15 protein-coding genes and 1 pseudogene are annotated in these 20,914 nt (G+C 40.9%); 6 read left to right on the forward strand and 10 right to left on the reverse strand.

Annotated elements, in window-relative coordinates; all coding sequences use genetic code 11:
- Positions 1 to 69: 69 nt before the first annotated feature.
- From nhaC to G564_RS0100365, 4 genes and pseudogenes are all read right to left on the reverse strand, one after another.
- A pseudogene (gene nhaC, locus G564_RS18175) lies at positions 70 to 1,552 on the reverse strand (Na+/H+ antiporter NhaC).
- A gap of 201 nt (positions 1,553 to 1,753) precedes the next feature.
- Positions 1,754 to 2,452, reverse strand: a complete 699-nt coding sequence (gene deoD / locus G564_RS0100355; RefSeq protein ID WP_029035903.1) for a purine-nucleoside phosphorylase — start codon at positions 2,450 to 2,452, stop codon at positions 1,754 to 1,756.
- Positions 2,449 to 3,099: a deoxyribose-phosphate aldolase gene (gene deoC / locus G564_RS0100360; RefSeq protein ID WP_029035904.1), complete on the reverse strand. Its 651-nt coding sequence runs from the start codon at positions 3,097 to 3,099 to the stop codon at positions 2,449 to 2,451. The genes deoD and deoC overlap by 4 nt, the downstream gene beginning before the upstream one ends.
- Positions 3,100 to 3,328: 229 nt before the next feature.
- Positions 3,329 to 4,552 (reverse strand): aminotransferase class I/II-fold pyridoxal phosphate-dependent enzyme, encoded by a 1,224-nt coding sequence (locus G564_RS0100365; RefSeq protein ID WP_029035905.1) that lies wholly within the window; start codon positions 4,550 to 4,552, stop codon positions 3,329 to 3,331.
- 156 nt (positions 4,553 to 4,708) lie between these two features.
- Between G564_RS0100365 and G564_RS0100370 the strand changes: the two genes are divergently transcribed.
- On the forward strand, positions 4,709 to 5,167 hold the full coding sequence (locus tag G564_RS0100370; protein WP_029035906.1) for an Lrp/AsnC family transcriptional regulator: 459 nt from the start codon (positions 4,709 to 4,711) through the stop codon (positions 5,165 to 5,167).
- 343 nt (positions 5,168 to 5,510) lie between these two features.
- On the forward strand, positions 5,511 to 6,917 hold the full coding sequence (gene lpdA, locus G564_RS0100375) for a dihydrolipoyl dehydrogenase (RefSeq protein ID WP_029035907.1): 1,407 nt from the start codon (positions 5,511 to 5,513) through the stop codon (positions 6,915 to 6,917).
- A 335-nt stretch (positions 6,918 to 7,252) separates the two neighbouring features.
- Here lpdA and G564_RS0100390 read toward each other — a convergent pair whose 3' ends face one another.
- Together G564_RS0100390 and G564_RS0100395 are read right to left on the reverse strand one after the other, a co-directional pair.
- The gene (locus G564_RS0100390; RefSeq protein ID WP_029035908.1) at positions 7,253 to 7,537 is read right to left on the reverse strand and encodes a hypothetical protein; all 285 of its coding nucleotides are present in this window, start codon (positions 7,535 to 7,537) and stop codon (positions 7,253 to 7,255) included.
- A 114-nt stretch (positions 7,538 to 7,651) separates the two neighbouring features.
- A complete protein-coding gene (locus G564_RS0100395; protein WP_029035909.1) occupies positions 7,652 to 9,016 on the reverse strand; it encodes an MATE family efflux transporter in 1,365 nt (454 codons plus the stop codon).
- Positions 9,017 to 9,285: 269 nt separating this feature from the next.
- Between G564_RS0100395 and G564_RS20235 the strand changes: the two genes are divergently transcribed.
- The 3 genes from G564_RS20235 (at position 9,286) to G564_RS0100410 (ending at position 12,182) form a co-directional block, all read left to right on the forward strand.
- Complete coding sequence (locus G564_RS20235) at positions 9,286 to 9,429, forward strand: hypothetical protein (protein WP_156879151.1); 144 nt, start codon at positions 9,286 to 9,288, stop codon at positions 9,427 to 9,429.
- 447 nt (positions 9,430 to 9,876) lie between these two features.
- Positions 9,877 to 10,746 carry an SDR family oxidoreductase gene (locus G564_RS0100405; RefSeq protein WP_029035910.1) on the forward strand — a complete coding sequence of 290 codons (870 nt, stop codon included), beginning with the start codon at positions 9,877 to 9,879 and terminating at the stop codon, positions 10,744 to 10,746.
- Positions 10,747 to 10,748: 2 nt separating this feature from the next.
- Positions 10,749 to 12,182, forward strand: coding sequence for a phytoene desaturase family protein (locus G564_RS0100410; RefSeq protein ID WP_029035911.1), 1,434 nt, complete (start codon positions 10,749 to 10,751; stop codon positions 12,180 to 12,182).
- A 54-nt stretch (positions 12,183 to 12,236) separates the two neighbouring features.
- On the opposite strand, the gene G564_RS18185 is transcribed toward G564_RS0100410, so the two are convergent.
- Complete coding sequence (locus tag G564_RS18185) at positions 12,237 to 14,429, reverse strand: M3 family metallopeptidase (protein WP_037373231.1); 2,193 nt, start codon at positions 14,427 to 14,429, stop codon at positions 12,237 to 12,239.
- Positions 14,430 to 14,550: 121 nt separating this feature from the next.
- Here G564_RS18185 and G564_RS0100420 point away from each other — a divergent pair, with 121 nt between their 5' ends.
- The gene (locus tag G564_RS0100420) at positions 14,551 to 15,117 is read left to right on the forward strand and encodes a TlpA family protein disulfide reductase (protein WP_029035912.1); all 567 of its coding nucleotides are present in this window, start codon (positions 14,551 to 14,553) and stop codon (positions 15,115 to 15,117) included.
- Here the strand turns inward: G564_RS0100420 and G564_RS0100425 are convergent.
- From G564_RS0100425 to G564_RS0100440, 3 genes are all read right to left on the reverse strand, one after another.
- Complete coding sequence (locus G564_RS0100425) at positions 15,114 to 16,643, reverse strand: GH3 auxin-responsive promoter family protein (protein WP_029035913.1); 1,530 nt, start codon at positions 16,641 to 16,643, stop codon at positions 15,114 to 15,116. The two genes, G564_RS0100420 and G564_RS0100425, sit on opposite strands and share 4 nt — an antisense overlap.
- Before the next feature lie 112 nt (positions 16,644 to 16,755).
- Positions 16,756 to 19,122, reverse strand: coding sequence for a PAS domain-containing sensor histidine kinase (locus G564_RS0100430; RefSeq protein WP_029035914.1), 2,367 nt, complete (start codon positions 19,120 to 19,122; stop codon positions 16,756 to 16,758).
- Positions 19,123 to 19,561: 439 nt separating this feature from the next.
- Entirely contained in the window at positions 19,562 to 20,911 is a 1,350-nt protein-coding gene (locus G564_RS0100440) for a DEAD/DEAH box helicase (RefSeq protein ID WP_029035916.1), read from the reverse strand.
- Positions 20,912 to 20,914 lie beyond the last annotated feature (3 nt).

The raw sequence follows: 20,914 nt of genomic DNA on the forward strand, positions 1-20,914 counted from the left end.
CGCAAATCTTTATTTTTTATTTTAGTATAGTTTTTTCCTATTCAATTAATCAGCGAATATAAATTTCAGTTATGCTACTGTTGGTCTCTTTGCCAGCTGCCTGATTTTAATATTAAATGCCGCATAAAAAAGCGTCATAAAGGGGCTGAGATAGTTGAAGATCGCATAAACGAAATAGGAGGCAACCGGTACCCCCAGGACTCCGCTGTGGTAGGCTCCACAAGTATTCCATGGCACAATGTACAGAAGTTACTGTTCCCGAATCCTCGAGTGATCTACTCAGGTTTTCGGGCGCCAGACCTTTATCGCGGTAGGCTTTTGCAAACATCTTTCCGGGAACAACAATGGCGAGATACTGGTCTGATGCTGTAGCGTTGAGGGTGATACAACTTAATACAGTACTGGCGAATAAGCCGAAAGTAGTGTGGAAAAGTTGAAGTAACGTCCGACTTATGGTGGCAAGGGCTCCAATGGCATCCATAACACCTCCAAACACCATGGCGCAGATGATGAGCCATATAGTACCAAGCATACCTGCCATACCACCCGAAGAAAACAGGTCATTAAGTTGTTCATTATCGGTTACAATCGAAGTATCTATGGTTATAGCATTCATTATTCCAACGTATGCAGCTTCAAAAGAGAGATATTCATAGCCCGAAACTTCAGTGAGAATTGCAGGTTGAAAGATCACCGCAGCAGCTGCGCCAAGTAGAGTCCCTAAAAGCAGGGCGATAAGGGGAGAGGTTTTCATTATGATCAATACAATGACCAGAACAGGGACAATGAAAAGCCAGGGAGTAATATTAAATGCCTTGTCAATAGAGCTGAGAATTACGCCTGTATCTGCTATTCCTTCAGTTTCAACTGTAAAGCCGAGGATAACGAATATAAGGAGCGTAATTGTGATGGTTGGTACAGTTGTATAGGCCATATATCTTATATGTGTGAACAAATCTGTTCCGGCCATTGCAGGAGCTAAATTAGTAGTATCACTCAAGGGAGACATCTTATCTCCAAAATAGGCTCCGGAAAGTATTGCTCCTGCTGTCATACCCACAGATACTCCCAGGGCATCTGCAATTCCAATTAAAGCGATACCTACTGTTGCAGAAGTAGTCCAGCTACTTCCGGTAGCGACAGAGATCACGGCACAGATAATCACCGTGGCAGCCAGGAAAATTGTCGGGTTCAGTATTTGAAGTCCGTAGTAGATCATGGTAGGAATAATTCCACTAACAAGCCAGGTCCCGGCAAGGGAACCTACCATTAACAGAATTAGGATGGCACCCGTTGTTGATTTAATATTATTAGCCACCTCTTCGATCATGGTGTCGAAAGAGACTTTATTGTACAAGCCTACAATAGCTGCAATGGCACCGCCCAGGAGAAGAATAAATTGATTGGACCCACCCAGGGAATCATCACCGTAAACATAAACATTGTAAGCGAGCATCCCAATTAAGGCAAAAACGGGGATCAAAGCTTCCCATATATTCAATTCACGGTTTTCAAGGATCTGGGTGTCTTTAATGAACTTTTCGTCTTCCATTTATGGGGGATGTAAAATTTTGAGTGCGTAATGTTACGATTTTTCAGTAAAAGTTGAAAATTGCCCCGGTCTTTGTTCCTGCCATTGTACATTAATTGAACAAAAAACATTGATCTGTATACAGTTTTACAAGCTCTAAAAAAACAAAAGCGGAAATCCTCAAATAAGAACTTCCGCTTTTGTAAAAATATAAGGAAAAATTTATCCCAATTCGAGAGCGATTTCTACCATTCCTTTAAAGGTAGATTCCCGTTCCTCTGTAGTGGTTTTTTCACCTGTAACCAATGAATCTGAAATTGTTAGTAAGGAAAGAGCATTTACCCCATGTTTGGCTGCCAATGTATAAAGTCCCGAGGTTTCCATCTCTACACATAAAACCCCGAAATTTGACCACATTTGATATGACTCAAATTCATCTGCGTAGAATTCATCACTGGTAAGTACATTACCTGCCTTGACCTCAATACCTTTTGATTTTGCCAGATCAATAGCCTGCTGAAATAAACCAAAATCCGCAGTAGGAGCGAAATCGGCTCCCTGGAACCTGTACTGGTTGATCCCGGAGGTCGAAGAAGCTGCCATTGCGATAACAATGTCCCGGAGTTTTACACTCTTTTGGTAAGAACCTGCACTACCTACCCTGATAAGATTTTTCACATCAAAATCATTAATAAGTTCGTGGGCGTAAATCGAAATGGAAGGGACTCCCATCCCTGTGCCCTGCACAGAAATTCTCCGGCCTTTGTAGGTGCCGGTGTAACCAAACATATTGCGGACTTTATTGTAGCACTGGATATCCTCAAGATAAGTCTCTGCTATCCATTTTGCTCTTAAAGGGTCTCCCGGTAATAAAACTGTTTCTGCTATATCGCCCTTTTGGGCGCCAATGTGTATACTCATTTATTTAATTCCTTTACAATTGATACTCCCGAAGAAGTTCCTATTCTTTCTACACCTGCCTCAATAAAAGAAAGTGCAGTATCTAAATTTTTTATGCCTCCGGATGCTTTAAGTTTTGCCTTTCCGTTGACAGCTTTTTTCATAAGTTCAATATTTTCCAGACGGGCACCGTCATTTCCAAAACCGGTGGAAGTCTTTACATAATCGGCCCCGGCTTTTACGGCAAGCTCACTGGCTTCTACAATTTCTTCCGGAGTAAGATAGCAGGTTTCAATGATCACCTTTAAAACCTTACGATCTACAGCGTGTTTTACGGCTGCAATATCTTCTTCTACTTTGCTGAAGTTCTTTGATTTGAGTTCGCCAATATTGACCACCATATCAAATTCTTCTGCTCCGTCTTCCAAGGCCTTTGATGCTTCAAAAACCTTTGCTGCGGTAGACATTGCGCCCAATGGGAAGCCTACCACCGTACAGACTTTAACCTGTGATCCTTCCAGATTCTTTTTTGCAAGGCTAACATAGCCGCTGTTGACACATACAGAAAAGAATTCATATTCTAATGCCTCTTTGCATAGTTCGATAATATCCTCCTCTGTTGCCGTTGCCTTAAGAATAGTATGATCAATGTATTTATTTATTTCAATCATATAACATGTTTTTACAAAAATGATTTATTGTTCTCACCTAAAAAATGATCTGAGTCAATAGATGAAACTCTGCTTCTGTAGGGCGAAACCTCGCAAATATAAAGATTCATAATGGCAATTTTTATGAAATCAATAAAAAAGAGAGGATCCAAAAAATGTCATTTTTGGATCCTCTCTTTTTAACTTCAAAATCAATTATTTATAAATTTCTGAAATAGATTTGAAGTTAGGCGTTTGTAATATTTGAAGAATTAAGAATTCCCAGTTCTTCCATGCATTCCCTCATCATGTTATATGTTCTTTCAATGTCGTTATCTATACCAATAGAAAAACGGATGATCCCGTCTGTCAATCCCATTTCCTTCTGTTCATCCTCAGGAATTTCAGAAGAAGTTGATGTCCCCGGTGCGCTAAAGAGGGTTTTGTAGAAACCAAGGCTCACCGCAAGATATCCCAGATTTCTTTGCTGCATGAGTTCCATTAAAGCATTCGCTTTTTCGAGGGAACCGGCATCTACCACGAGCATACCGCCAAAGCCGTACTCCTCATTGTACATACTTTTATAAAGTTCGTGGCCGGGATGGCTTTCCAGACCCGGATACACAGTTCTTAATCCATCCTGCTCAAATTTTTCAGCCAGATACATAGCATTGTAACTGTGCTGCTTTATGCGAATGTGAAGCGTACGGAGGTTCTTTAAGATAGAAGCTGCTCTGAGGCTGTCCATAGTAGGTCCCAACAACATGCTTGCCCCGTCATTTACACTCCGGAGTTCATTAATGAATTCCTGGGTGCCACAGGCAACACCACCTACTGTGTCACTTGAACCATTGATGAATTTTGTAAGACTGTGGATCACTACATCGGCTCCCATTGTAGCAGGCGAGATAGCCAAAGGAGAAAAGGTATTGTCCACGACTAATTTAAGGCCGTGCTTTTTTGCTATTTTTGAAAGGGCTGGAAGATCAGCTACTTCGAGCAGCGGATTACTAACTGCCTCACAATATAATACTTTAGTGTTTTTTGTGATTGCAGCTTCTACTTTTTCGAGATTGGTAATATCTACAAAAGAAGTGTTGATATTAAGCCTTGGAGCAAAATTCTTTAAAAAAGCGTAGGTGCCTCCATAAATGGTGCGGCTGGAAATGATGTGATCACCTGCCTGGCAGAGTTGTAGAAGCACAGGAGTAATAGCGCCCATGCCGCTGGCTGCAACATTCGCTGCTTCTGTACCCTCCATTGCCGCTAAAGCTTCTCCTAAATAGAGGTTGGAAGGAGAGGAGTGCCGGGAGTATAAATAACAACCTTCAGCATTACCTTCAAAGGTGTCAAACATAGTTTTTGCTGAAAGAAATGTGTATGTTGAAGAATCCGAAATACTGGGGTTCACCCCTCCAAATTCACCAAAATACTGTAAATCCTGGATATTATCTGCCGGTTTAAATTTCATAACTAAATGATTTCAATTTCATCAAAGTAAATACTATGCTTGCTAAAAATCAATGATAAAGATCAAGTGTAGAAAAAATATCTAATAAATGAGTACTAATTAGATTTTTGAACCGAAAGAATTATGTTTGCAAAAGATTTTTAGAAAATTAAACAGATGAAGCTGGATGTCATAGATAAAAAACTACTTGCTCTCTTACAGGAGAATTCAAGAAGAACAAATAAAGAAATCGCAGGAAAACTAGAGCTTTCGGTAACGGCAGTGTATGAAAGGATCCGAAAGCTGGAAAGGGGGGAAGTGATCTCCAAATATGTAGCCCTTGTAAAACCTGAAAGAATTGAGCGGTCCTTTACTGCTTTTTGCCAGATCAAACTGGTGCAACATACTAAAGGAAATGTGACGCGTTTTGAAAAACAGGTCTCACAGCTTTCTGAAGTTCTTGAAGTTTTCCATGTAAGCGGCGAGTATGACTACATTTTAAAGGTTATGGTGAAAGACATGGAAGCTTACCGCGATTTCATGCTTAACAAACTTACTGCTCTTGACCATATTGGCAGCACCCAGAGCACCTTTGTCATAAGTCCGGTGAAGAATACAACGGCTTTGAATATTTAATATTCAAAATTCAAGGTATTGAAAAAGGCAACCATATTCAGGCAAGGTCAACTTGGACCTGAAACCTGAAACATGGAACCTGAAACAGGGAACCCGGAACCTGGAACCTGCAACCCGCTTTTCAGTAGGGAGTTCGCAGTAATTAGTAGCAGTAATGGTTATGGAATATGGTAACATGGAACCTGAAACATGGAACCTGAAAGATGGAACCTGCAACCGGCAACCCACAACCCGCAACTTCTCACTACTCAATACTAACTTCTCAATACTAACTACTCTTTTCATTTGTCATTAATAGTCGTACTTTTGTTATTCTTATAAAAAATCAACAAAAAAATTACTTATGAGCACATATGATGTTGCTGTTATAGGTTCCGGGCCGGGAGGTTACGTGGCTGCGATTCGCTGCGCCCAGTTGGGAATGAAAACCGCTCTTATAGAAAAATACTCCAGCCTTGGAGGAACTTGTTTAAACGTAGGATGTATTCCCAGTAAGGCTTTACTCGATTCTTCTCACCATTATGAAGATGCTGTAAAACATTTTGAAGATCACGGAATCGAACTTACCGGTGAGGTTAAGGTGAACCTGGAAAAAATGATCGAGAGAAAAGAATCTGTGGTCAACCAAACGGTAGATGGAATCAAATTCCTTATGAACAAGAACAAGATCGAAGTTTTTGAAGGGATAGGATCATTTAAGGATGCAACTCATATTGACATCAAAAAGTCTGAAGGCGAAACTGAAACCATAGAGGCTAAGAACATCATTATTGCAACGGGTTCCAAACCCTCAAACCTTCCGTTCATTGAACTGGATAAGGAGCGTGTTATTACTTCTACTGAAGCCCTGAAGCTCAAAGAAGTGCCAAAACATCTTATAGTTATTGGTGGCGGAGTTATAGGTCTGGAGTTGGGACAGGTATATAAACGTCTTGGTGCGGAAGTGACCGTGGTTGAATATATGGACAGGATCATTCCTACCATGGATTCCGCTCTTTCTAAGGAGCTAACAAAAGTTCTGAAAAAGCAGGGTTTTAAATTCAATGTTTCTCACCAGGTGACTGCTGTAGAAAGAAATGGCGATGAGGTTGTTGTAAAAGCCAAAAATAAAAAAGGAGAAGAAGTAGAATTTAAAGGAGATTATTGCCTGGTTTCTGTTGGAAGAAGACCTTATACTGATGGTTTGAATGCAGATGCTGCGGGGGTAAAGATCGATAAGCGAGGGATGGTGGAAGTGAATGATCACCTGCAAACCAGTGTAAAGAATATTTATGCTATCGGGGACGTGATCAAAGGGCCTATGTTGGCTCACAAAGCTTCGGAAGAAGGTACTCTTGTTGCTGAAGTTATTGCCGGACAAAAGCCGCATATCAACTATAACCTCATTCCCGGAGTGGTCTATACCTGGCCCGAAGTAGCTTCTGTAGGAAAGACCGAAGAGGAGTTGAAAGAAGCGGGTGTAAAGTATAAAGAAGGTAGATTCCCAATGCGTGCCCTTGGAAGATCAAGAGCCAGTGGGGATACAGATGGTTTTGTGAAAATTCTTTCTGATGAAAGTACAGATGAAGTCTTAGGGGTTCACATGATTGGCGCCAGGACGGCCGATCTTATTGCTGAAGCTGTTACCGCGATGGAATTCCGTGCCTCGGCTGAAGATATTTCCAGAATGAGTCATGCTCACCCTACTTATGCTGAAGCCGTTAAGGAAGCTGCCCTGGCAGCTACCGAAAACCGGCCGATCCATATGTAAGAACCATTAAAAATTCAAGAATAACCTTCCGAAAATGACATTTTTGGGAGGTTATTTTTTTGGTGGTATAGCCTAAAAAAATTTTCTGATCTCCCCATTTCCGTATTGATCCTTTCATTACATTTATATCTTATTTAAAAATCTGGGAATCATGCCAAAAGAAAAGTCACCATCAAAGAATTCAGCCAAGAAAGAACCTGTGCTGAGTCTAAAAGAGAAGCGTGCTGCCAAAGCCGCAAAGAAGAAAAACAGATCATAGTTATATCAGAAAATATGAAAGGCTGTCTCCGGAAAGACAGCCTTTTCTTTTTAGAATGGTTAATTAAATTCTTCTACTATTCGTCACTTACAAATTTGAAGAACCTGCTTTCTCCACCGTCCTTGGTTTTCTCCTGATAAAGGAACTGCAGATTGTTTTCGTCAAAGATCCTGAAAAACTCCTCCCAGGAAATGTTCTTGAGATTATCTTCGGCATATCCGGGAAAATTAATCCGTAATAGCCCGCCACCTTTACTGCTGTTGGATGTACTTTCTACCACGGCAGGTTGTCCATCCCGTTCTTCGGTCCATTTTTTAATAGTGTTGTGATCTTTTGTGGTTTTAGAATCAGAATTTGCCATTGTTCGAGCTTTTAGGTTATTTATTACTCTAAATTCAAATTTTTGCTACGGAAGTGAAAGAGTTTTAACAGCAAAATAATTTTTGTGTTAACCTATTGTGAACTGAAAGTTTCTCTATTTTCTTTTTCTAAACAGCCTCAATTTCCAATAGCCCTGCCTGAAGTAGATAAAAGCAGCCAGGGCAGCAATAGCATTGGAAACAGGAAAGGCCCACCAGATGCCTTCTGCACCTAACTCCGTCTTATGCGAAAGTAAAAAAGCGAGGGGAAACCGAATGATCCAGAGATTGAGAATAGAGATGAGCATGGAGGCTTTTGTGAATCCGGCACCATTAAACACCCCGTTAAACACCTGTTGCACTCCCAGAAGCCCGAAACTGGGAGCCATGATCTTTATGAAGAGGGAAGCATCCTGTATTACTTCGGGATCGTTGGGGATGAAGAAGGAAGTAATGGGTACTGCAAATAAGTACATAAGAATTCCCATACCGGTGAGTCCGAAGAAAGCAATTTGACTACTTAGATTAGCAACTTTTTCGGCTCTTTTTATTTTGATCGCCCCAATATTCTGGCCCACCAGGGAGGTTGTTGCGATGGCGAGGCCCAGAGCGGGAATCACGATGAAACTCAGGATCCGTGCACCTATTCCGTATGCCGCGACTACTTCACTGCCAAAGCCAGTTACGAGTACCACCATGAATGTCATTCCAAGAGCCCGTGTGGACTGCTCGATTGAAGCAGGAATGCCGAGGTTTACTATTCTCTTTAAGGTGAAGAGATGAGGTCTCATTTTATTTAAATGAATCCTTATTCCGCTCTTACCTCTAAAGAGGATCCAAAGTCCGATAAAAGCCGACAATGCCTGTGTAACCACACTGGCCACAGCTGCGCCTGCCACCCCGTAACCCGGTATCGGACCGTAACCATAAATGAAAAGCGGGTCCAGAATTAGATTTAAAAAGACCGTGAAAAGTACGATGTAAACGGGCAGCATTACATTTCCAATTCCTCTCATTAAAGACTGGAAAGCGAAGAACATAAAGAGGAATACAAAACCAAGGGAGGAGACCTTAAAGTAGCTCACAGAATCGCTGAGAATTTCCGGCCCGGCTCCAATAAGTCTCATCAAAGGACCGGCAGAATGGTAACTCAAAATAGAAAGGAACAGGGAAACAAAAAAAATGAGGGCAATGGTCTGAGATGAATTGAAATCTACTTTCTTCTGATCTTCAGCTCCAAAATATTGTGATACTAAAACAGTACCGGCCAGAGTAAGCCCCGAACCAAGCGAAAGGACTAAAAACAGCAAAGGGAAGCTTATGCTTACCGCGGCAACTGCGTTCGCACCTAATCTACCCAACCAAAAGGTGTCGATCAACTGATAGGCAGTTTGAAGGATATTAGCAAAAATTATAGGAACGGCGAGATTGAAAAGAGAATTAAAGATCCTGCCCTCGGTATATTTCCTTTGCTGTTTCATTGATCCTGCAAAAATAGGGCAGCGGATAGGTTTTATTTCCTAAAAATTTAATAATTCCCAGAGCCGGGATAGCCTCCGAGGCAGGAAAAAATTGTACGAAACTTCCTGTTTACAATTTACTAAACAGGTCTAATCGTCGAAAAAATTCAAGATTTAACTTATTGAGCCTTCGCCTGTATTGTAGAAGTTTAATAATTTTCGTAATTTAATGGAAATTAATATGTTAATAATTTATATGATTTAAAAAACTACTGAAAACTCCTTACATTATGAACGCTTTAACGAATATTTGGAATAACTATACAGTTGAGTTTTCCACTACGCAAAAAGTTATTGTGGCTATCGTTCTTGGAATGATCTTCCTGATAGCGATTCTGGCTATTGTGTTGGTGATCCTGGAATTCATTAAGTAGCCCAAAAAAAATAATTGTGTACCTCTTTTTTAATACAAGGGGTACATAAGTATGTTTTATTCTGAAATGCTGCTTTCCTTCATCCCTGTTTTTTAGACAAAATTTATTATATTTAAGGAGAGATAATCAGAGCCTTATGCTCAAAACCTTTCATTATGGATGCCGATACGCTTTACAAATTGATGAAGCCTCACCTCGATCTTTTAAACCCTTCGGAAAAAAAATCTCTTTTAAAACGCATTAATTCTTCTAGGCCTTTACAGGTCACCTGTCATCATCGAAAGGTGCGATCCCTGACGAAAGCAAAAGAGCACTTAAAACAATTCTGTCTCCGGGAAATGGAAAAGGAGCGAAATAAGCGGCCTGTCCTCTAATTTTTTGTTAATCACCTGTTTTACTTTAGTTCTTCAGAATTTTTCCTGTAATTTCAGGAGGAAATGAGCTGTTATGAAGAAGAAAATCTTATTAGCCGGAGCTTCCGGAGCTTTGGGACTGGAAGTATTGAAACTTTTACATGACCGGGAGGAGGAGGTTAGGGCACTTGTGCATTCCGCAGATGGAGTCGAAAAAGTCGGCGCCTATACTCAGGATATCTGGAGGGCCGATGCCAGTGAAGGCACTGAGAAAATTAAAGACATCACTAAGGATATTTCTATAGTAATTTCTACCCTCGGTAAAAGTGTAAGTCTCTTTACTAACAGGGGTAAATCTTTTGTAGAAAACGATTTTTACGCGAATAGTAACGTTCTGGATGACGCCGTAAAGAACGGGGTGGAAAGATTTATTTATGTTTCCATCAAGGGGGCAGACAAGGCTCTCGAATACGAAGTCGCAAAATCCCATAAAATGTTTGAAGATGCCTTACAGGCATCGGGACTGAATTATACTATTATAAGGCCTGTGGGCTTCTTCTCGGGTCTGAATGACCTTGCAATTATGGCTAAACGAAAAGTAATACCCATCGTAGGAGATGGACATGCCAGGACCAACAGTATTCATCAAAAAGATCTTGCAAAAGTAGTTGTTGATCATCTCTATGAAGGTCCCGAAATAAGAGAGGTTGGTGGACCCCTTGTTCATACCCGTATGGAAATGGCCAAAATGATCGAGAAGAAAATCGGAGGAAAGGTGATCCAGGTTCCGGAGAAGGTGGCAGAGTGGGGGATGTTTCTTCCCGAAATGGTGGACGATGATGTCTCTGCAAAATTAAAGTATTTCAAATTTGTTACTACCAACGATATGATTGGAGAAAAACATGGAGAAATTACCTTTGAGGAATATCTTAACAGCCTGGATCTGGAAAAAGATTTACCATAGAAATGTCAGCAAAGTACGACGCGATAGTAATTGGTAGTGGTAGTAATGGTATTGCTGCAGCTCTTCAATTGCAAAAAAAAGGACTTAAAACTGCTATTTTTGAGCAGGCAGCTACACCGGGAGGTGCTACGCGGACACAGGAATTGACTTTGCCCGGGTTTAAACATGATGTAGGTTCTGCAATCCTACCGTTGGGGCTCGCATCTCCCTTCTTCCGAAACCTGCCTTTAAAGGATTTTGGTTTGGAGTGGATCTATCCCGAGATCGCCTACGCTCACCCTTTTGACGATGGAACAGCTTTTGGCTGTTATCAGGATATTGAAAGAACAGCTTCCCAACTTGGGACAGACGAAGAAGCATATTTAAAACTTTTTCGGCCTTTGCTGGAAAATTGGGATCGGCTAAATAATGATCTGCTGGGCCCTTTGGGGATTCCCGAAAATCCGCTTCCCTTCATGGAATTTGGGCTAAAGGCTCTTCCATCAGCGCAAATGCTGGTCAATCACTATTTTAAAAATGAAAAAACCAAAGTTTTCTTCTACGGGTCTGCAGCACATTCTACTTTGCCTTTAACCAATATTGCCTCGGCATCTTTCGGTCTTGTTTTGACCACCAGTGCTCATAAATATAACTGGCCTTTTCCCAAAGGTGGAGCGGGTAATTTCACCAAAGCTTTACTGGAATACTATTCATCCCTTGGCGGAGAATTATTTTTGAATCAATGGGTGGAGGATATTCGGGACCTGCCAAATGCCTATGCCTATTTATTCGATCTCACACCTAAACAGTTACTGAAAATAGAAGGACTTAATTTTAACTCTCTTTATCGCCGCAGGATGGAAGCCTTTAAATATGGAGCCGGTGTTTTTAAAATGGATTGGGCACTTTCAGAACCTATTCCTTTTACAAATGAGAAATGCCGTAAAGCGGCAACAGTACATATTGGCTTTACAAAAGAAGAGATCGAAAATTCTGAAAAAGAGATCCATCAAAAGAATATTACCAGTACTCCTTATGTTTTGGTAGCCCAACATTCCCCTTTCGACGACAGTCGTGCTCCTGCAGGAAAACATACTGCCTGGGCGTACATTCATGTTCCCAATGGGAGTACAGCAGATTTCTCTGAAATAGTGGAGAACCAGATCGAACGTGCAGCTCCGGGTTTTAAAGATACCATCCTGGCCCGTTCAAAAATGAATTCCATCGACCTGCAGCATTTCGATCCAAATCTCGTGGGAGGTGACATCAACGGTGGTAAGCAGGATATTACGCAGCTGTTTACCCGCCCTATTGCTAAGATTTCCCCATATTCCACGCCAGATCCCCGGGTTTATATCTGTTCTTCATCTACACCGCCGGGAGGTGGCGTTCATGGAATGTGTGGCTTCCATGCTGCCCAAAAAGCACTTAAGGATCATTTTAAGGAACTTCTCTAAAAAACAAAAACGCCGGATCTGCAGATCCGGCGTTTCATTTTTCAAAATTTAATTTTATTGTTGGTCTTCCTGAGATGGCACCGGGAATCCGCGGTCTCTCATAAGAGCATCAATGGTCGCATCCCTGCCTCTAAACATCCTGTAGGCTTCGGCAGGATCCATAGCATTTCGTGGCGCAAAAAGATACTGTACCAGTTTTGCAGCTACATTTTTGTCGTAAAAACCTCCCGGTGATTCTCTAAAAGCTTCCGCAGCATCTGAAGTCAGAACATCTGCCCACAAGTAACCGTAGTATCCTGTGGCATATCCTTCCCCGGCAAATACATGTCCAAAGTGAGGAGTTCTGTGACGCATCACAATTTCTTCAGGCATATTAAGAGCCGAGAGTGTTTCCTCTTCAAAGGTATCCATATCAATATCATCAGGATCTGTAGTGTGTAATTTCATATCCATTAAAGCCGATGCAAGAAATTCGGTAGTAGCAAAACCCTGGTTGAAGGTGGAAGCCTTTTTGATTTTTGCTACCAACTCCTGTGGCATTGGTTCTCCGGTCTCATGGTGTACAAGGAACCTGTTGATCACCTCATCTGTAGAAAGCCATCTTTCCAGGAGTTGTGACTGGAATTCTGTATAATCTCTTACTCCTCCATTCAATACCGGGTATTTTACCTCGGAAGCGAAAAAGTGCAGCGCATGTCCAAATTCATGGAAGAAGGTAGTAGCATCATCCCATGAGATAAGTGCAGGTTCTCCCGGGGCAGGTTTTACAAAATTGGAATTATTTGAAGCCAGAACAGTCTCTTTTTCTCCTTCCATTTCTGAATGGCTGCGGTACTGAGAGGCCCATGCACCAGATCTTTTCCCGGTGCGCGCGTAAGGGTCGAGATACCAAAGTCCAATGTGTTCTCCTGTAGCCTGATCTTTTACTTCCCATACCTTTACATCCTCATGGAACACAGGAACTGTACCCTCAGGAACAGGGGTGAAATCATAATTGAAGACTTCGGCAGCAGTGTAGAAAAGGGCATCTGTTAGCTTATCCAGTTGCAGGTACTGCTTTACTTCGTCAGATTCGAGATCATATTTTTGTTGTCTTACCTTTTCAGCATAATACCGGTAATCCCAGGGAGCGATTATAATATCCTTTCCTTCAGCTTTGGCAAGTGCCTGCATGTCGGCCACTTCTTCTTCCACACGTGCTAGTGCAGCCGGCCAAACAGCCTCCATAAGTTCCATTGCTCTTTCGGGAGTTTTTGCCATTCGGTTTTGCAACCTCCACTGTGCATAATTTTCATAACCAAGTAATTCTACCCGTTCATCTCTCAACTTAAGGATCTCTTTTATGAGGTCCTTATTATCATACTCATCATTATTGTCTCCTCTTGAGTAATAATTGGTCCAGACTTCCTTTCTAAGTTCTCTTTCATCTGAATAGGTGAGGAAAGGATCCATAGAGGAGCGGGTATTTATAACAGCATATTTACCTTCTTCCCCACGATCGGCCGCAGCTTTTGCCGCAGCTTTTACATAAGATTCCGGTAGTCCGCTTAATTGATCTTCTGTAAGGAATACTTCATAGTTCTCTTCCTCGGCCAAAACGTTATTTGAAAACTTAGTGTACAGACTCGACAGTTCCTTATTAATTGCTGCATATCGTTCTTTGTCGGCTTCATTAAGATCTGCGCCTTCCATGGCAAAGTCTTCATAAATAAGCTGTACTGCCCTTTGTTCCTGTGGAGGAAGCGGGGATTTTAGAGATTGCTCATATACCGCTTTGATCCTCTCGAAAAGTTGGGAATTCTGAGAGATCTTTGAAGAGTATTCTGAGATCTTCGGAGCCAGTACCTGCTGTATTTGTCTGAACTCCGGTGAGGACATATTGCTGCTCCAGATACTGTAGTAAGTAAAAGCCCTATCCAGCTCCTCTCCTGATTGCTGCATTGCCAGGATAGTATTATCAAAGGTTGGCGGTGCAGGGTTTGCTGCTATCGCCATGATTTCCTTGAGGTGTTCGGCCATTCCCTGCTCCATGGCGGGCTGCAGGTCTTCCAGGCGCATTTTATCAAAGGCAGGGACTCCGCCATAAGGTCCTTTCCATTCCTGTAATAATATATTTTCCATAGTAGTTTTTTCAGCTGTTACAGCCGGTTCGGAGGTTGGGGCAGGAGTGTTAGTACTTCCCGAACCACACCCGGCAATTATCATGGCTGTAATTAAACCAGTACTAATTTTCTTTGTGGGGATCATCTTTTTATTTTATTTTATTTCGTTTTCCAAGATACTAATATTCGAAAAAATGATAGGCTCCAAAAATGCCATTTTTCGCAGGAAATAATTATAACCTATTTTTGTGCCATATTCACCTGTGATGGAATTTCTGAAAAAAAACTGGTCCAACATACTTTTCATTATAATCATTATCCTGTTGATCATTCCACAAACCAGGAAACCCATTCAGGTTGGACTCAACCAGATCATTGCTTTCAGCCCTTCGAAGATTTCTGAAAAGAACAGAGAGAGCCTGAATGATTATAACTGGAACCTTGTGGACCTGCAGGGACAACCGCTGAATTTCAAACAAAGCATAGGCGAAGTTGCTGTAGTGAATCTATGGGCGACCTGGTGCCCTCCCTGTATAGCCGAGATGCCCTCATTTCAGAAACTCTACAATGAATATGGCGATAAAGTGAATTTTTATTTTGTCTCTTCTGAAGATAACGGGAAGCTACAGCTATTTTTAGATAAAAAGAATTATGATCTTCCGGTTTATCAGCCTTTAAGCCTGGCTCCCGAAAAGATGCAGTCACGCAGTCTTCCCACTACATATGTGATCTCCCGAAGCGGAAAAATTGTGGTAAATAAAAAGGGTTCTGCCAATTGGAACGATTCCGGATTTAAGGATTTTCTCGATGAACTTTTAGAGGAGGAATATTAGATCTCTGTTTGCAGTGAATTCTGAATGCTAAGCAGCTCTTCTACAAATTCGCGGCTGTTGGATAAACGTGGTACTTTATGTTGTCCTCCCAGTTTATTCTTGCGTTTAAGCCATTCATAAAAAGTACCTTCAGGCATTTCTCTTACCACCGGCCTTTCTATGGCAACATCATTTTTTCTCTTTGATTTATAGTCGTCGTTGTATTTTCCGAGTTCTCTGTCCAGAATTTCTACAAAACTTTCCTTTTCCTGCGGGGAACGAACAAACTCAATAAGCCACTCGTGGTATCCTTTTTTGCTGCGATCGTAGAAGTATGGCGCGGCAGTAAAATCCCTCAGGATAGCTCCGGTTTCTCTACATGCCAGGGAAACTGCCTTTTCTGCATGTTCTGCAAACAGATCTTCTCCAAAGACATTGATGCAATGTTTGGTACGCCCGCTAATTATAAACCGGTATGGTTTAAGGCTTGTAAATTTTATGGTATCTCCAATCTTATACCGCCATAGACCTGAATTGGTGCTGATCACCATAGAGTAGTTTTTCCCTAATTCCACTTCACTTAAAGGAATAACTGGAGGATTGTCTGACGTGAACTCTTTTTCAGGAATGAATTCATAAAAGATCCCGTAATTGACCATTAGCAGAAGAGAAGTATCATCTGTTTGGTCCTGCAGGGCAAAAAAACCTTCAGTAGCATTAAAGATCTCCAGGTAATGCAGGCTTTTATCCCGATCTAATTCCTCGAAAAGCGGCCTGTAAGGACTAAATGAAACCGAACCGTGGAAAAACACTTCCAGATCTGGCCAGATCTCCTGAATATGAGTTATTTTCTTCTCTCTGATGATATGCTGCAAAAGGAGCAACATCCACATTGGAGAACCTGCGAGGCTGGTAACCCGTTGCTGGGTGGTGATCTCTGCAATTTTTTTGATCTTCTCTTCCCAATTGTTCATCATGGTTACCTCAAGTCCCGGGGTGCGGCCAAACTGGGCCCAAAAAGGCAAATTCTTCATGACAATTGCAGAAATGTTTGCCATGTAAATGCCATCATTGCCCGAGTAGGCTTCCTGGCTGCCTCCTATAGAAAGGTTCTTACCCGAAAAAAGTTGTGCATTGGGGTAATTTCTAATGTAAAGGGCGAGCATATCGCGTCCTCCCTGGTAATGGCACTGTTCCAGGCCTTCTGTGGAAACCGGAATGATCTTGCTTGTTGCCCCGGTTGTACCCGATGATTTGGCAAACCACTTGATAGGAGTGGGCCACAGGACATTTGCCTCACCTTTGAGAATGAGATCTATGTACGGAAACAGATCTTCGTAACTATTTAAAGGTACCTGCTCAGTAAACTGGCGATAATTAGAAATATCTTTAAAATGAAACTTTTTACCGTAAAAAGTATTTTTGGTAGTTTCCAAAAGGTTGGTTAAAACCTTTTTCTGAGTTTCATGAGGGTTATTTACAGCATTTTCTAAATCATCTATCCGGTTTTTCATTACCAGATTTCCTATGGAATCAATTATCCCCATATTTCAGGTTCCAGGTTTTATTTTGTTGATCCATGAAATTAAATATATTTCATGTTCTTTTCAAGGCCGAAGATAAACAATAATCGGTTTTTTGCACCTGCTTCTGAACAATTTACTTTAAAACATCCTCATGACATGGGAAAGTAAGGACAAAGCTTGTACCTTCATTGGGTACACTAAATACTTCTATAGTTGCACCGTGATCGTCGAGAATATTTTTTACAGAACTTAAGCCAATTCCTAATCCGCCCGGTTTTTGGGTGTAAAATGAATCAAACAATTTATTAAGCTGCTCCTTTTCAATTCCGCAACCATTGTCGGTTATGGTAAGAGAATAGCTATCCTTTTTTTTATTTATATGAAGAATAAGTTCTCCATTCTCCGGCTCCATCGCTTCACTTGCATTCACTATGATATTAAGGATGGCAATCTTTAATTTTTCTTCATCTGCATTGATGAAATAAGGTCCTCTGTATTTTTTTACAACATGTATTCCGGTGAGATATATGCGATCCCTGGCCTGGGACAAAGCTTTATTTGTGGTTTTTGCCAGGCAGCACTTAGCCATCTTTGGTTTAGAATAATTTGATGCTGAAAGCAGGTCTGTAACCAGGTTGTTAAGAGTAGTGGCGCTTCTTCTTATGATCCCTAAATAATTTTTCACGGTCTTTTTTTCGGAACTCTGGATCACCTTTTCCAATATATCTGCAGACATTCCTATACTTGCAAGAGGATTACGCAATTCATGAGCTATTGTGCGGGCGATCTCCCCTTTTATAGATAATTTTTCTGCCGAAATAAGGGCCTGCTGCATTCTTTTTTCTGACTGTACATTTCTTAGCAATACGATGTATTCGTACACATTTCCCTTTTTATTTCTCATGAAAACTTTTCCCCTCGCGCTAAAACACTCCCAGGACTTCTCTTTACTTTTCAGCCTGAATTCTATTTCTATTACGTCATTGTCTGAAGCCTGGGTAATACGTGTATGAAATTCCATGGCTTTCTGCCTGTCCTGGGGATGGACTAAAGGAAGGATGTCTAACAGAGGCATTCCCTGGACTTTTTCTACGCTCATTCCTATCTGATTCCTAAGATCTTTGTTGACGAATCTTATCTTTTCATCATAGAGATTAAAGATCAGGATGACATCGGGTGATGTTTGTATCAATTGTCTTTTGAACCTAATATTTTCCCGAAGGTTTTTGGCTTTCATTTTCTCCCGGGTAATATTTTCAAAAGAGTTGATGAGTAGTCCTTTTTGTCGCCTGCTGGTGAGCCTTATCCAATTGGTTCTTCCTCCCTGCTCAAAGGATATTTCGAAATCCTTTGATTCCCCTGTCAGCATGGTTTGTTTAAATGCTTCAAAAACACCTCTTTTCGCAGCGTGAGGATTTAAGGTTAAAAAACTTTTACCAACCATATTCTTTTTGGAATAGTATCGGCTAACTACTTTGTTAACGCGCACAAAGGTAAAGTCAATAATATCATAGTTTTCTCCAAACAAGGGTTTTAAAAGAAATATTCCCTGGTTTACGGTATCAAAAACCATTTGAAGGAGTTCATTTTTTTCTTCAAGTTCAGAGGTGCGGCTTCTTACCTTTAATTCCAGGTCTTCATTAAGTTTCCTTAAATTTTCCTCACTTTCTTTGCGCTCTGTAATGTCTGAGAAGAGACAGGCCACCTTTCTGCTCCTTTTGCTGCCAATGGGAAAAGCATATACATCATACCACCGGTTCTGGCCTAGTGAATAATCTTCAAAACGTACGGGTTCTCCAGTGTATGCTACTTTTCCAAAGGTGTTAAACCAATAACTTTCCTGTTTTTGGAAAAACTCCTTCATAGTACGGCCAAGAGGATTCTCCAAACCTGTATGCGCCTCAAAGGCCGGATTTATTTCCACAAATAAATAATCTATTGGTTTCTTTTGAAGGTCAAAGATCATTTCCATGACCACAAAACCCTGATCCAGTGAATTTACAAGTGCCCTGTACCTGCTCAAACTCTCCTGAAGAGATTTCTCTGTTTCAATATTTATTCCTTTTTTCCCCGGATTCCTTAAAGATTCCACAGGCCTGGCAAAAGTTAGGATGAAATTTTCTCCTTCTTCTCCAAACCCGGAATAGGACCGACTTTTAAAATGGAATTTTTTCCAGTATCCAAATGGAGAACGTACACGGACAATGACCCCCTTTTCTTCCGCTTCCACACAGCTTACACATCGCTGCGCAAAATTTTGAAATATATTATAATCTTCCGGGTGCAGGATGCTTTGGAAAAAATCATCTCCATTGTGGGTGATCGGAAGAAGTTCTTTAAAGTAATTGAGACTTTTATAATTAGTCGCTTTTAAAGAAAGATTTTTGAGCGAACTTATAAATAAAAGAAATTCCTGATTGTCATGCCCGTTATATGCATTAAACAAACTGTGAGCGGCCCCTATGGAATAATTCTCCGGCATAAAAGTAGTTTTCTTCATCAGGAAAAATAAATTTGAACAACAGGAAGGAAATTTTAGTTGTACATGCTACAATTATCAAGCAGGGGGTAACGTTAAATTTAATATAAATTTTTAATTTATAAGTATCACAGGTACAGTTTTTTATAATTTTTTCTTTTCCGGTGCCGAATCCGCGTGGGTGCTGCGATAGGAAATACCAGTACGTTAAAAAAAGAGCCGTTTTTTGGTAAATTTCTACAAAAACACACACCTAACAGAGGATGTAATGGCTTAAAAAGCATCAATTTAGCATTACGCCAAATGGAAAGATCAGGAAAAAGGTTGATTCAAAAACAATCAACAAGAGACAGATTCCAACAACGAAGGGTTTTTGTCGATAAAATCCTACATTTTTTCTTAACTAATTTTTCACAAAAAGAATTCTTAATGTTAAATAAATAAAAATGAGGGGATGGAGCTATTTTTTCTTTTTCCGGTTATAATTCTTATCTCCGCGGGTTTTTGGTTTTTTATACTTTTTCTTGATCTCCCTGCGGTAAGAACCTCCAAGATTAACCTTTTTATTCTTTTCACTTTTTTCGTGAAAAGCCGGTCCCGGTTTATCTTCGTCTGTATGGCTCAAAGGATTATAAATCTCCTGATCTTTAGGTTGTTCTTCGGGAATAAGTTCAGAAGAAATTTCTACAGCTTCCGGTAAGGGACTTACTTCAATTTTTCTATTCATTAAAGATTCTATCTTTTCAAGCGCTTCAGTTTCTGAAGAGGTGGTAAAAAGTATAGATTGTCCCTCTCTTTCTGCTCTACCTGTACGACCAATCCTGTGCATATAATTTTCAGGGTAAGCAGGTGTGTCAAAATTAATCACATGGCTCACCTGTTCAATATCGAGACCGCGGGCCATGACATCTGTAGCCACAAGAATTCGGCAAAAGCCATCTCCAAACTGTCTTATACTTCTAAGACGGTAATTCTGGGTTTTATTGGAATGGATAATTGTACATTCTTCCGGAAATAAGGGATCGAGCTGATTGAAAAGCCTGTCGGCAATACGTTTATTCCCTGCAAAGACGAGCACTTTGTGAAAAGTTTCTTTATCCTTTAAAAGATGTTGCAGCAAATTAACTTTAGTATAGAAGTTTGGTACTTCAAACATTTGCTGGTGGATATTTTCTAAAGGAGTTCCACTTGCTGCAACAGAAATTGTTTCGGGATTCCTGAAGTATTCGGCGATCACCCGTTCCACTTCCACAGTCATAGTGGCCGAAAACATGATATTTTGCCGGTTTGCAGGGAGCAGTTCCAGGATGTTGTTTAGCTGAAACCTGAAACCCAGATCCAGCATGACATCAACTTCATCTATAACCAGTTTTTGAATAGATTTAAGTTGCAGATCCCTGTTTATGGCAAGGTCATACAATCTTCCGGGTGTAGCTACCAGGACATCCAGTCCCTGTGCCACCAGTTGTTTCTGGGTATTAATATTGGTGCCGCCGTAAATTCCGAGGATTCGTGCATTAATATATGTTGTGAGCTTTTCGAGTTCCTCAACTACCTGCACTACCAGTTCCCTGGTGGGGACCATAATAAGAATACGTGGGTTCTTTTGCTCAGAATATTTCAGGGTTTTTAAAAGAGGCAGGAGGTAAGCCAGGGTCTTCCCCGTACCGGTCTGCGCAATTCCTACCATATCTCTTCCCGAAAGGATCACAGGAAAAGATTGCTCCTGTATAGGAGTAGGAGTGGATAACCCAAGATCTTCAAGGGCATTAATTAATGGAGTAGTAAGATTTAAGTCCTGAAAAGTCACAGC

The sequence above is a fragment of the Salinimicrobium xinjiangense DSM 19287 genome (assembly GCF_000423585.1).
Lineage (GTDB): Bacteria > Bacteroidota > Bacteroidia > Flavobacteriales > Flavobacteriaceae > Salinimicrobium > Salinimicrobium xinjiangense.

What these genes read in the sequence shown, in the direction of transcription:
- deoD (WP_029035903.1), bottom strand. Translation starts at nt 2,452, where the DNA reads ATGAGTATACACATTGGCGCCCAAAAGGGCGATATAGCAGAAACAGTT.
- G564_RS0100365 (WP_029035905.1), bottom strand. Translation starts at nt 4,552, where the DNA reads ATGAAATTTAAACCGGCAGATAATATCCAGGATTTACAGTATTTTGGT.
- G564_RS0100370 (WP_029035906.1), top strand. Translation starts at nt 4,709, where the DNA reads ATGAAGCTGGATGTCATAGATAAAAAACTACTTGCTCTCTTACAGGAG.
- lpdA (WP_029035907.1), top strand. Translation starts at nt 5,511, where the DNA reads ATGAGCACATATGATGTTGCTGTTATAGGTTCCGGGCCGGGAGGTTAC.
- G564_RS0100390 (WP_029035908.1), bottom strand. Translation starts at nt 7,537, where the DNA reads ATGGCAAATTCTGATTCTAAAACCACAAAAGATCACAACACTATTAAA.
- G564_RS0100395 (WP_029035909.1), bottom strand. Translation starts at nt 9,016, where the DNA reads ATGAAACAGCAAAGGAAATATACCGAGGGCAGGATCTTTAATTCTCTT.
- G564_RS20235 (WP_156879151.1), top strand. Translation starts at nt 9,286, where the DNA reads ATGAACGCTTTAACGAATATTTGGAATAACTATACAGTTGAGTTTTCC.
- G564_RS0100405 (WP_029035910.1), top strand. Translation starts at nt 9,877, where the DNA reads ATGAAGAAGAAAATCTTATTAGCCGGAGCTTCCGGAGCTTTGGGACTG.
- G564_RS0100410 (WP_029035911.1), top strand. Translation starts at nt 10,749, where the DNA reads ATGTCAGCAAAGTACGACGCGATAGTAATTGGTAGTGGTAGTAATGGT.
- G564_RS18185 (WP_037373231.1), bottom strand. Translation starts at nt 14,429, where the DNA reads ATGATCCCCACAAAGAAAATTAGTACTGGTTTAATTACAGCCATGATA.
- G564_RS0100420 (WP_029035912.1), top strand. Translation starts at nt 14,551, where the DNA reads ATGGAATTTCTGAAAAAAAACTGGTCCAACATACTTTTCATTATAATC.
- G564_RS0100425 (WP_029035913.1), bottom strand. Translation starts at nt 16,643, where the DNA reads ATGGGGATAATTGATTCCATAGGAAATCTGGTAATGAAAAACCGGATA.
- G564_RS0100430 (WP_029035914.1), bottom strand. Translation starts at nt 19,122, where the DNA reads ATGAAGAAAACTACTTTTATGCCGGAGAATTATTCCATAGGGGCCGCT.